At 60.7% G+C, this 11,680-nt stretch carries 15 protein-coding genes; 14 read left to right on the top strand and 1 reads right to left on the bottom strand.

The window, feature by feature from the left end; translation table 11 throughout:
- Positions 1 to 81 precede the first annotated feature (81 nt).
- The 13 genes from ACR0R4_RS12855 (at position 82) to ACR0R4_RS12795 (ending at position 9,975) form a co-directional block, all read left to right on the top strand.
- Positions 82 to 1,359 (top strand): integrase catalytic domain-containing protein, encoded by a 1,278-nt coding sequence (locus ACR0R4_RS12855; protein ID WP_433645643.1) that lies wholly within the window; start codon positions 82 to 84, stop codon positions 1,357 to 1,359.
- A gap of 95 nt (positions 1,360 to 1,454) precedes the next feature.
- A complete protein-coding gene (locus ACR0R4_RS12850) occupies positions 1,455 to 1,703 on the top strand; it encodes a hypothetical protein (RefSeq protein ID WP_433647789.1) in 249 nt (82 codons plus the stop codon).
- A gap of 767 nt (positions 1,704 to 2,470) precedes the next feature.
- Positions 2,471 to 2,671: a hypothetical protein gene (locus ACR0R4_RS12845; protein WP_433647788.1), complete on the top strand. Its 201-nt coding sequence runs from the start codon at positions 2,471 to 2,473 to the stop codon at positions 2,669 to 2,671.
- Between the two features lie 378 nt (positions 2,672 to 3,049).
- Positions 3,050 to 3,457, top strand: coding sequence for a DUF6093 family protein (locus tag ACR0R4_RS12840; RefSeq protein WP_433647787.1), 408 nt, complete (start codon positions 3,050 to 3,052; stop codon positions 3,455 to 3,457).
- Positions 3,450 to 4,901 (top strand): terminase TerL endonuclease subunit, encoded by a 1,452-nt coding sequence (locus ACR0R4_RS12835; RefSeq protein ID WP_433647786.1) that lies wholly within the window; start codon positions 3,450 to 3,452, stop codon positions 4,899 to 4,901. The genes ACR0R4_RS12840 and ACR0R4_RS12835 overlap by 8 nt, the downstream gene beginning before the upstream one ends.
- Positions 4,898 to 6,205 carry a phage portal protein gene (locus tag ACR0R4_RS12830; RefSeq protein ID WP_433647785.1) on the top strand — a complete coding sequence of 436 codons (1,308 nt, stop codon included), beginning with the start codon at positions 4,898 to 4,900 and terminating at the stop codon, positions 6,203 to 6,205. The genes ACR0R4_RS12835 and ACR0R4_RS12830 overlap by 4 nt, the downstream gene beginning before the upstream one ends.
- Positions 6,202 to 6,729: a hypothetical protein gene (locus tag ACR0R4_RS12825; protein WP_433647784.1), complete on the top strand. Its 528-nt coding sequence runs from the start codon at positions 6,202 to 6,204 to the stop codon at positions 6,727 to 6,729. Before ACR0R4_RS12830 ends, ACR0R4_RS12825 begins: the two co-directional genes overlap by 4 nt.
- A gap of 2 nt (positions 6,730 to 6,731) precedes the next feature.
- Complete coding sequence (locus ACR0R4_RS12820; protein WP_433647783.1) at positions 6,732 to 7,148, top strand: hypothetical protein; 417 nt, start codon at positions 6,732 to 6,734, stop codon at positions 7,146 to 7,148.
- A complete protein-coding gene (locus ACR0R4_RS12815; RefSeq protein ID WP_433647782.1) occupies positions 7,145 to 7,309 on the top strand; it encodes a hypothetical protein in 165 nt (54 codons plus the stop codon). The genes ACR0R4_RS12820 and ACR0R4_RS12815 overlap by 4 nt, the downstream gene beginning before the upstream one ends.
- Positions 7,310 to 7,417: 108 nt before the next feature.
- Positions 7,418 to 8,323, top strand: a complete 906-nt coding sequence (locus ACR0R4_RS12810; RefSeq protein WP_433647781.1) for a phage major capsid protein — start codon at positions 7,418 to 7,420, stop codon at positions 8,321 to 8,323.
- A 2-nt stretch (positions 8,324 to 8,325) separates the two neighbouring features.
- Entirely contained in the window at positions 8,326 to 8,649 is a 324-nt protein-coding gene (locus ACR0R4_RS12805) for a hypothetical protein (RefSeq protein WP_433647780.1), read from the top strand.
- A gap of 239 nt (positions 8,650 to 8,888) precedes the next feature.
- A complete protein-coding gene (locus ACR0R4_RS12800; protein WP_433647779.1) occupies positions 8,889 to 9,635 on the top strand; it encodes a CYTH domain-containing protein in 747 nt (248 codons plus the stop codon).
- Positions 9,613 to 9,975 (top strand): CHAD domain-containing protein, encoded by a 363-nt coding sequence (locus ACR0R4_RS12795; RefSeq protein WP_433647778.1) that lies wholly within the window; start codon positions 9,613 to 9,615, stop codon positions 9,973 to 9,975. Before ACR0R4_RS12800 ends, ACR0R4_RS12795 begins: the two co-directional genes overlap by 23 nt.
- Before the next feature lie 18 nt (positions 9,976 to 9,993).
- On the opposite strand, the gene ACR0R4_RS12790 is transcribed toward ACR0R4_RS12795, so the two are convergent.
- Positions 9,994 to 10,458, bottom strand: a complete 465-nt coding sequence (locus ACR0R4_RS12790) for an aromatic ring-opening dioxygenase LigA (RefSeq protein ID WP_433647777.1) — start codon at positions 10,456 to 10,458, stop codon at positions 9,994 to 9,996.
- A 137-nt stretch (positions 10,459 to 10,595) separates the two neighbouring features.
- On the opposite strand from ACR0R4_RS12790, the gene ACR0R4_RS12785 reads away from it, so the two are divergent.
- Positions 10,596 to 11,645, top strand: coding sequence for an IS30 family transposase (locus ACR0R4_RS12785; RefSeq protein ID WP_433645630.1), 1,050 nt, complete (start codon positions 10,596 to 10,598; stop codon positions 11,643 to 11,645).
- The last annotated feature ends 35 nt before the right edge of the window (positions 11,646 to 11,680 follow it).

Below are 11,680 nucleotides of genomic sequence, written 5' to 3'. Positions count from 1 at the left end.
CGGCGTACCTTACGTATATTGATCGCGTAGCCCGAGTCGTGCCTCACATACTTTGATCGCATACTCTTACGCTGAACCGGTATGAACAAGGGTGTGGTGTCAGTGCCGACACGAATCGAAGTCACCAAACAACTCAAACAGGCCTATAAGACCGCGAGCAGGTCCGAGAAATCGAAGATTCTGGATCAGTTCTGCGCAACCACCGGTCTGTCTCGGGTGTCAGCCAGGCGTTATCTCACCAGACCGCATTTGGGCGTGAAGAATGTCTCCCAGCTCGATCGTCGCCGTCACCGCCCAACGACGTACTCTGCAGCATCGAAACGGGTGCTGGTGTGGCTGTGGAAGGTCATGATGTACCCGTGCGGGAAATATATGCACGAGATGATCCCCGCGTGGATCCCCCAGCTCGAAGCCCATGGTGAGCTCCGCAATGGTAAGCACGACTACAGTCCCGAGGTGCGTGCCGAGCTCTTACGCATGTCCGCCGCGACGATCGATCGCTACCTGCAAGAGCACCGGCGAGCACTCGATCTGAAAGGGATCTCGGCCACCCGCTCTGGCGCGCTGCTACGTACCTCGATCACGATCCGGAAAGCGGGCGACGAGGCAGAACACGAGCCGGGATTCATGGAGTGCGACACGGTCGCGCATTGCGGCCCAACACTGAAAGGCGAGTTCGCGAGGACCCTCACCGCGACCTGCGTGCACACCGGGTGGACGCACCTGGAAGTGTTGCGGAACAACGCGCGCGTGCACATGATCACAGCTCTCGAGCGTCTCGAGGCTGCGTTACCGTTCGCGATTGCCGGGTTGGACTGCGATAACGGGAGCGAGTTCATCAACGACAAAGTCGTTGAATGGGCCCGCGGCCGAAAGATCTTCTTCACGAGGTCTCGGCCATACAAGAAGAACGATCAAGCGGTCGTGGAATCAAAGAACAACCACATCGTCCGTAAGTACGGCTTCTACTACCGTTACGACACCACCGACGAACGAGAAGTCCTCGAACGGCTTTGGCATGTCGTGATGCTGAAGATGAACTTCTTCACGCCCACGAAGAAACCAGTGGGGTGGGAAGCTGATGGGCAAGGGCGTAGGCGGCGAGTGTATGACGCTCCCCGGACCCCGTATGAGCGGTTACTCGAGTCCGGCATACTTTCCCTGCAGCAAACGCGAGAGCTAGAAAAGACGTATGCGAAGCTCAACCCGGTCGAGCTGAGCCGTGACATTGTCAGGTATCAGGGCATGCTCATGACCAAAGCCGGGTGGAAGACCGAGGTCCTGACGGCCGAGGTCGAAGAATCGAAGAGACGACGGCGCGGGCGACAGTCGGGCGGGGTGAAACTCCGCTCGGCTTGAACGCGGGGTTACGCGATCAATCTATGTGAGGCACAAGATGAACTACGCGATCATCTTGACATGAGGCACTACGCATCAACACCGGACACGCCCGCGTGCAGATTCAGAGCGAGGCCGACTACTGGCGCGACTATGACCATACCTACGCCGACGAGGTCACCGAGAAGGGTGATCTCGTTCGCCTCACCGACAACAGTGAAGCCCACATTCTCCTGAGTCCTGCCGAAGCACTCTCAGTCGCCGCAGCGCTGCAGGCCGTCGCCATTCACCTCATGGACCGACGACCCCGCGAGATTCACCGAAAGACCGAACCAGGCGCACCCGGCTTTGAGGAGTCGATCTAACAACCCAGGGGGAGCGGCCGCACGGTCGTTCCCCCTCTCGCTCAGGAAGGAGGAACCATGACAGACGGCAGGATACCCGGCAAATGGGTGAGCGAACCCCGCTTCGCAGAAATGCCCGACGCTATCTTCGGCTTCCTCGCACGCGCTATCGCATGGTCAAACGAGGCAGGCACCGACGGTCACGTCAAACGCCGCTACCTCGCACAACTTCACGCCTCTGGTGAAGTACGTCCACACGCCTACAAGCTGCTCGAAGACGAAGGCATATGGAAGGCAACACCAGACGGCTTCCAATTCCTGAAGTGGGACGTGCCAGCACACCGCGGAGGCTTAGGACAATCACTCGCTGCTGACGTACAAGCTCAAAAGGCTCGTAAGCGTAAGAACGTCGCAGACCATCGCGAACGCCAGAAACAAGGTGGCGCACCTAGTTCTGTAACCGGTTACGTTACCGGTTCGGATAGCGGTGACGTAGGACAGGACAGGAACACGAGTTCAGGCTCTGGCTCTGGCTCAAGAGATATACAAGGAGGATCATTGAAAACAAGCCGTAGTGCGGTGAGTGCTGGTGTAAAGTTTGGTTCAGACAGGCAGGGCACGGGTGACGGCGACGGCGACGGCGACGGAGATAGACCCCCCGCAGTAGCTACTCCCTTATTTGGTCGAGTGCCTGCGTCTGATTCTGGCTATTGCTCGCACGGTGTGACGTTTAACCATCGGTGCCGCCAGTGTCCGACTGGGTTGGCTCAGTCTGAGGTCGCTTAGTCATGAGCAAGAGCAACCACGAAAAGGTACGGGTACGCCGACGACTATGGCGAGACCGGCGCACCGGAGAGACCACCGACCTCATTATCATCGGCATCTACGACTACTTCGTGAAGGTTCCCTTCGATCAAGCCCGTCGGGTCGTCGACGAGGTTCACGATGCCTGTGATGAGCGCGACCGCGAACTCAGGGAGCAACCATGAAGCTCTGTGTCGAATGCGGCGAACCATCTGAGCAGTCACGATGCGCCGAGCATCAACTACCAGCCCGCGACAAACCCTCAGCCTCATCACGCGGGTACAACTCGGCATGGTCACGCCTCTCCCAACACGCACGCCGACTGCAGCCCTGGTGCTCAGACTGTGGAACACACGACGACCTCACAGGTGACCACCTCATCTGGCCCGCAACCAAGCTCGAGCACGTCGACGTCGTCTGCAGAACATGCAACAGCAAACGGGGGGCAAGTCGATCGCTCACAGGCCGGGCAGTAGACCCTCGCGACGCCGATAAAGACCCCCGGGGCATGGCAAACAATTTCACTCTAATCGGGAATCATTCTCATTTGGGAGGTAGGGGTAATGAATAACAGTGTTTTGGAGGCTCTTTCGTTGGGTCGTCGGGCTGCTGAGTCGAGGATGACGGACTCGGTCAGTGTGTCTCGCGCCGGTGAGAGAACGTGGGATGAGGACAACGGGGACTGGGTGACGACGCCGGTGTCTGTGTACGCAGGGAAGGCCCGGATCAGGCACGCAACGGCCGCTGGTGATGCGGTGGATGCGGGGTCTCAGTTGCTTGTGGTTGGTCGTCTCGAGCTGCATGTTCCGGTGGGCACGACGGACTTCGAGCCGGGTGACGAGATCACTGTGACGGCTTGCCCGACGAGACCTGAGCAGGTTGGTCGTGTGTTCAGTGTGGTCGCCCCGTTTGATGGTTCTCAGACGGTGGCCCTGAAGTATCGGGTCGAGGTGGCAGACTCGCGTGGCTAGGGCTGGTGCGAAGGGTGCGATCACGGCTGACCCGCTTGACTTCACCGGGTGGCCTGAGCCTGGGTGGGAACGGATCGTGAGGTTCGCTGAAGAACTCGTCGTGATGCCGAAGGGGGTCGGTGCTGGCGACCCGTTCATTCTTCGGCCGTGGCAGGTGGAGCTGGTGCAGGGTCTCTTCCCGACCGTTGGCCGGCCTCGCACCGGGCTTGTGTCTTTGCCTCGAGGCAACGGGAAGACGACGCTCGCCGCGCTGCTCGGCATATATGAGCTCTTCGCGTCTGAGACGATCTCGCCACAGGTGATGGTGGTCGCTGGCACTGAGCAGGTCGCACGGCACACTCTGAAGATCGCGTCTCGAATGATCGAGTTGTCGCCTGAGCTTGCCTCTCGTGCTCACCTGCTGCAGCACGCGATCAAGGTGCCGCACACTGGCGGGGAACTTGTGACGGCCGCGTCGACGGTGGCCGCGCTGCAGGGCTTCGACCCGAGCCTGCTGATCGTCGACGAGCTGCACACGGTCACGACGGACGACTGGGAAGCCGCGACGTCGGTCGCTGGTAAACGGCCGCAATCGCTGACCCTCGCAATCAGTACGCCTTCCGACTCTCAAGACTCGGTGATGTTTGAGCTGGTGAAGTACGGCCGCAAACAGGACGACCCGAGCTTCTACTTCAAGGAGTTCGCCGCCCCTGATGGATGCGACGTCTTCGATGAAGAAGCATGGGCGATCGCGAACCCGGCGCTAGGTGACTTCCTCACCGCAGACGGGCTGCTCAGTGTCGCGAAGACAATGCGAGAAGCCGCCTTCCGCCGGTACAGGCTCGGTCAATGGGTCGGATCGTCTGATTCTTGGCTTCCGTTCGGGGCATGGGAGAAGCGAGTCGACGATCGCGGGCTTGAGCCTGGCGAGAAGATCGTGCTCGGCTTCGACGGTTCAGCTTCCGGCGACTCGACCGCGCTGGTCGCCTGCACGATGGACGGGCATATCGTCCCGATCAAAATATGGAACAACCCGAAGGAGAAGGGCTGGCGGGTGCCGCGTGCTGATGTGACGGCCGCAGTCGACGACACCTTCGCCCGCTACACCGTGCTCGAGCTTGCCGCCGATCCGTGGGGCTGGCGATCCGAGATCGAAGAGTGGGGAAAGACTCACGGTCTTCGCAAAGTCGTCGAATACAACACCGGCTTTCGTAACCGCATGGGACCCGCAACCGATCGGCTCTACGCGGCCGTGATGGACGGCACGATGACGCATAACGGCGACCGGGTACTCGCGCAGCACGTCGCGCAAACGGTCGCGACACAGACGGCCGTGGGAGCGATCGTCTCGAAAGACAAACGCAATTCACCGCGAAAGATCGACGCTGCAGTTGCTTCGATCGTCGCGTTTGACCGTGCCGCTTGGCACAAGAGGAAGATGAAAGGAAGGGTGGTCTCGTTTTGAACACTCACGATATTTTGGAGAATCTGTCTGCACGCCTCGACGAATCGCAGGCGGCACTCACCTGGCTCGATGCGTACTACGAGGGCAGGCAACCCGCAGCCTTCTTGAACACCAAGTCAAGGGACGCGCTCGAGGGTCGACTGAAGGCCTTATCGGTCAACTTCCCTCGGCTGCTCGTCGGTGCGATCGCTGAGCGTCTTCGCATCACCGGCTTCCGGCCGTTCGGCGCAGACGAGGCTGATGTGTCGGTCTGGCACGCCTGGCAACGATGCGACCTCGACACGCAGGCGCAGCTCGCACACGTCGACGCACTCACCTACGGTCGCTCGTATGTCATCGTCTGGGTCGACGACGCAGGTCAGCCGCTGGTCACGGTGGAGTCAGCACGGCAGGTCATCACCGACCACGACCCCGCAACTGGTGCTGTACGGGCTGCAGTGAAGCGCTGGGTCGACGGGAACCGGCATCACGCGGTCGTCTATGAGCCGGACCAGATCACCCGGTACGCCGGGAAGGAAAACGCGCTGAGTGTGGTGGAGACGATCGCGAACCCGCTCGGTGAAGTGCCGGTCGTGCCGATCGTAAACCGTTCACGGCTGCTCGACATGAACGGCTCGAGCGAGATGACCGACGTACTCGACCTCACCGACTCGCTGAATAAGGTCATGGCCGACGCGATGGTCACGTCGGAATACTTCGCGAGACCTCGCCGCTGGGTGACTGGCCTCGAGATCATGGAAGACAATGACGGGAACCCGGTGAACCCGTTTGCGTCTGAGCAGGATCGCGTCTGGCAGTCGGAGAACCCAGAAACAAAGTTCGGTCAGTTCGATGCAGCTCGCCTCGACGGGTACGGTGATCTCTCGGCCGTCATCACGCAACAGATCGGCGCGATCTCTGGGCTTCCCCCGCACTATCTCGGCTTGAACGGTGACCAGCCGCCTTCGGCCGACGCGATCCGCTCCGCTGAGGCTTCCCTGGTCGCGAAGGTGCAGGGCAAACAACGAGTGTACGGTCGCGCATGGTCGAGGGTCGCCGATCTCATCGTGAAGGTTCGCGACGGTCAGAACACGCTCGACTATGAGGCAGTGTGGGCATCACCTGAGACTCGCACTCCCGGTCAGCTTGCCGATGCCGCAGTGAAGCTGTCGACGATCGGGATGCCGCTCGAGGCGCTGCTCGCGAACCCGCTCGGTTACACCCCGGCCGAGATCGCGACGATCCGCTCCCAGAGGCGTGCTGAAGCCCTCGATAACACCGGGGTAGACCTGAGTACGTTCATCGTCGACGAGGTCGCCCAGTGACCTACCAGACGGTGCTGAACCGCATTCGGTCGGACACCAAGCGGAAACTGATGAGCGCGTGGAGCATGTACGGGAAGGGGTACATCGACCGGCCGCAGTTTCTGCAGTTGGCAGAGGCAATTCTTGGCCGCAGCGGGGAGTCTGCAGCTCGTGCCGCCGACCTCGCAGTCTCCGTCGAGCTTTCACGTCTGAACGGCCGCATCGAGGCGTCGAAAGGCGTGAGTGCTGCACGCAAACGAAAGACCTACATGGACTCGCTGGTGACCGTGCTCGACGGTGATGGAGACATTCTGATGAAGCTCGAGAGGTTGGGCCTGAACGCCCCGCTCGAGGCCGCGCAGAGTGCCTACGGTGACGCGGTCGCCATGTCAGACGCGACGGGCTGGGTGAGGCAGATGGACGCTAACCCTTGCCAGTTGTGCAGGTGGTGGTGGCGTGAAGGTCAAGTCTGGCGCATCGACCATTCGATGCCCACACATTCAGGTTGCGAGTGTGTTGCTCGCCTCGTCAAGAAGGAGAAATAGATATGAGTGAAGAAGTTACTGAAGAGGTCGTCGAGCAAGCGGCGCCCGATGTCGAAGAGCTGCCTGAAAACGAGGCGGCGCCCGATGATGAAGCTGAGACCTTCCCTCGCGATTATGTTGTCAAGCTTCGCGAAGAGAGTGCGAAGTACCGGCAACGCGCAGCCGATCGTGACGAGGTCGCGACCCGACTGCACACGGCTCTCGTGGCCGCTACAGGCCGCCTACAAGACCCGAGCGACCTTCCGTTCGATGAAGCGCATTTGAGCGACGCAGAGGCACTGTCTACCGCGGTGGACGCGCTACTGCAGGCCAAGCCCCACCTCGCGAACCGTAAGCCTTCGGGCAACATCGGGCAGGGAGTGTCGGGGGTATCGGATACGGTCAGCCTGAGCGGTCTACTGAAGGCGAACGCATCATGAGCGACATCGTATTCGTGGAAGACAACACGCCGAAGCAACCCAGTGAACTCGACCACCACTTCGCCCAGTTGCATGAGCGTCTGAAGATGATGACGAGCATCCTCGAGAAGATTCACGACGAACTCTTCGAGATCGCCCGCATGATGGAGCAACGCAACTAATACCCTATGGGGTATGATGGAGGGCAGGTCCTGGTGGCCTGCCCTTAGTCGTTGGACTGATTCTCACGACGTGATCCGAGTACATCTCTCACGTTTGGAGAAAACATCATGGCAATTTCAACCGCTAACGCACCCGAACTCACGACCGAGCAGGTGCAGTCGATCCTCGTCAAGCCGCTCGAGCAGGCATCAGTCTTCCTCGCCGCTGGCCCACGCATCTTCGACACCGACGGCTCACCCGTTCGCGTACCCAAGCTCGGTGGGGCAACTTCCCCCGACTGGAAGGCCGAGAACGAGCAGATCACCGACGACGACGTCGCCTTCGACGAGATCATCCTGCTCCCCTCGACGATCAAGTCAGTGAAGACCCTCACCCGCTTCAGCAACGAGCTTGCCCGGCAGTCTGTCGTGTCGCTCGAGGCCGCGATCAAGGACCGTCTGGTGAAGGACGTAGCCGACAAGCTCGACGCCGCGTTCATCGCTGGCGCGCTTCCCACAGAGACCGTTCCCGGCACTCCCGACCCGCAGACGACCCCGATCGGGATTCTCAACTATGCAGGGACTCAGGCGATCACGTCGGTCGGTGCTCTTGGCTTCGACGACCTGCTCGATGCGTGGGGAATGCTGCTCGCCGAGTCAGCGAACACCGCGAACGCGAAGTGGCTGATGCGACCGGAAACTTTCGTCGAGCTTCGCAAGATCAAGCAAGACGCGACCTCGAATCAGTACCTGCTCACCCCCGACGCAACCCAGGACGGAGTCTTCCGTCTCTTCGGTTCGCAGGTCATCGTGACAAACCGTATCCCGATCGTCGACGACACTCAGGACACGACTTCGGCCGTGCTCGCTGACTTCAGTCAGATCGCAGTCGCACGTGACCAGGCACCGACTGTCAAGATTCTCGACCAGACCTTCGGCGACTACGACCAGCAAGCGATCCGCGTGACCGCACGCTATGACGCGCAGCCTCTGAACCCGAAGGCGATCGTCAAGCTCACCGGAATCAACATCTAATCATGGCTGCTGTAACTGCCGCAGCCGTGGCAAAGTTTCTCGGTCGGGGTGACGACACCAGCCTCGTCGCCCTGGCCGGGGAGCATCTTCCGATCATCACCGCCTGGGTGAACTCGTACACTCGAGGCGTCGGCTTTGAGTACGGTGTGCCGAACGATGCCGCGATCGAGGCGGTCATCATCGCGGCGACTGCTCGGCTCACGCAAAACCCAGAGGGAGAGATCACCGTCGCGATCGACGACTACAGTGTCCGAAAGACCGTGTTCGATGGTTTCACGATGCTCGAGAGACTGGTGCTCGACGGCTTCAGACGCAAAGCCGCGTGATAACACGGTGCTAACACTTCGCAAAAGTGGGCATAGTTTCGGTAATTGAAGAATGGCTTAATGATGCCGATCTGAGGTGAACTCACCTAGCTGATTCGGTCAGATGGGGGTTCAAATCCCACCGTCACCGCCACCGAAACCCCCGCAGATTCCTTGAAATATCAGGGATCGCGGGGGTTTCTGCGCTGTCCCTCGCGCGCCGCCCGGCGTAACCTGAGGGCATATCCTCATCACACGGGTTGGAAGTTGAGCGGAAGTACTCCGTCGGCGACAACGATGAACTTCCGGACTTCACGCTGATCAACGGGGTTCATCGTGTCGGTGCGGCGGTGGATCAGGAGCTCGAAGCCGTGTACTTCGACACCGCCACCTTGGCGCTCGCAGCCCGCGGCATCACCCTGCGCCGACGTGCCGGCGGCAGTGACCCCGGGTGGCACCTGAAGCTCCCCGTGGCCGCAGGCGAGCGTTGGGAAACCAGGGAGCCGTTGAACCGCGATCCAGAAGCGGACGCGGATCCTGTTCTGGAGACGGAGACGGAGACGGAGACGGAGACAGAGACAGAGACAGAGACGAAGAAGTATCCGTCAGCGGATCCAGAGGTGGTGCCGGCGCGCCTCAACGACCTGGTCTTGGTGCATACCCGAGGCCAAGATCTCGTGCCGATCGCCGACATGAAGACCCGCCGCACGGTGATCCACCTGATAGCAACTGACGGAAGGATATTGGCCGAATTTAGTGATGATCGGGTGGCATCCCGAACGCTCTTCGAGCCGGTCGAACGCTCCGCCTGGCGCGAGTGGGAGATCGAACTCGTTCGCGGGAACCGGAAACTGCTGGAGTCGGCAGACGCGGTGGTCGCTTCGCACGGTCACCAGCGGGCGGGTCTGCCCTCCAAACTCGCACGCGCCCTCGGCGGCCGTTACCCAGCAGAGACGCCTCCGCCTCCGCCTCCCCGCCGCAACGGTGGGCACGGCCCGCGATCTTGAGGTCATGAAGGAACAACTCGTCTCGTTGCTCGATGCTGAGCCGCCCGATCGCGAAGTTGCCTTAGCGCGAGACTGGCTTGAGGAGCAGCTCGATGCAGAGCATGCGACTGCCCTTGCTAGCGGCTTGTCCGCCCTGTCATCCGACCGATACTTCCGGCTGCTTGATGCCCTTGACGACTTCCTGGCCTCTCCACCGCTCACCAGCCAGGCACAGAAAGCGGCAGAGAGAACAGTGGGCCGACTCGTCAATGGAGAACGAAAGCGGCTGAAGGGTGCGGTGAAGAAATTCGCCGGCCTGACGACTGAACAGGCAGCAAACCTGGCTCTGCGCTGGAAATAGGTCCCTGCAGACCCAGCGCTATCTCTCGGTGGCTCGGCGCAACTGAGAACCCACGAGCAGGAAGAAGGCCCCGAGCCCGGCAACGAGGGTGCTCACGCCGTACGCGAGCACCGAGGTCATGAGGGCCGTGCGCAATGATGCGGCGGTCGACAGTGCCAGTCTCTGGCTGCGCAACTCCTGCGCCTCGTCGCTATGCTCGTCGATACTCTGCAACTCAGCGCTGATGTCTGCGAAGGTGCGCCCGCCTGCGCCGCGCTCAGCATTTCCCTTGATGACGAGCGCCTGAATGTACGCGGTCGCCGGGTCTTGCACGGGCTTGCCCGCGAGCAGGGGGGCGTTCCCGGGCACCGTGATCTTTTCATCGCGCAACTGTTTCGTCACCGCGATCCACGCCCCGCCGCCAGCGACCACAAACACCGAACCAGCAGCGATGGCGAGCGCCCCGACACGATGAAGTGCGGAGAGAGTGGGCAGTGTGGTCATTGATGATCCTTTCGCGAGCGTGGCCGTGTGAATGAATTATCGCAGGCAGTGGTCCGGGTGCCCCCCCCGGGTTCTAGACGGAAGCGCAACACCTAAAGTGTGAGTTGTCTAGACCACCACCGAAGGGCTGCGCTTCCTTGTCCACACTTTACCGCCACCTCACCCTGAACGACCGGATCGAGATCGAGAAACTCCACGACCACGGCCACACCCACGCCGAGATCGCTCGAAGAATCGGCGTGCACCGTTCAACCATCGGCCGCGAGATCAAGAAGCGTTCCTGGCAACCTGAACACGACCACGCGAATCTTCGCCCCTACCTACGGAACAAACTCGACACCCGTCACCGGCGAGACCGGGTGTATCTCGCTGGTCAAGCACAACTCCACGCCAACACACGCCGAGCACGCTCGCACCAGCCCTACCGAATGACGCATGACCCGCTCGTTGATTGGGTGATCACACATTTGGGGCGGGGGTGGACCCCGGAAGAGATCAGCGGACGCCTCCCTATCGAGCACCCCACCGATCACCGTATGCGGGTCAGCCCAGAAACGTTGTATGCCTGGATTTACTCACCCGGGCAACAGCATCGGCAGTTGCACCAATACCTTGCTCGGGGGCAGAAGAAACGACGCCGCATCAAGGGCCGAAAGGTACACACGGAACGCATCAAATATCGGGTCTCGATACATGAACGACCCGCCGAGGTATTGACGCGGGAAGAGTTTGGGCATTGGGAATCAGACAGTGTGCTGGGCGCACACGGCACCGGCGGTATTCACACCATGGTCGAACGCACAAGCCGTTACTACCTGGGAGTGAAGCTCTCCCGAGTCGCTGCTGCCCCGACTCTGGAGGCGCAGCTTGGCGTGTATTGGGTGCTGCCTGCACACGCCGTCAAATCTGTCACAGCCGACAATGGAAGCGAGTTCGCACGCCATTACATGCTTGCCGACACGATCGGGGTGCCCACCTATTTCTGTGACCCGTACAGCGCATATCAGCGGGGCAGTAACGAGCACTTCAATGGTCGGCTACGGAAGTATCTCCCCAAGGGCACAACCTTCGAGGACCTCACCCAGGAAGAACTCGACGAGTACATCGGTGAGATCAATGACCGGCCCAGGAAAGTGCTGGGTTGGGCGACCCCGGCAGAGGTATTCCAGGAGTTATGCTCGGGGTAACTCACTGGGTGTTGCACTCCGAACTAAAATCCGGG

It is taken from the genome of Leucobacter fengyongliangi (assembly GCF_050971685.1).
Classification (GTDB): Bacteria; Actinomycetota; Actinomycetes; order Actinomycetales; family Microbacteriaceae; genus Leucobacter.
This window is presented reverse-complemented; position numbering and strand designations above follow the sequence as displayed.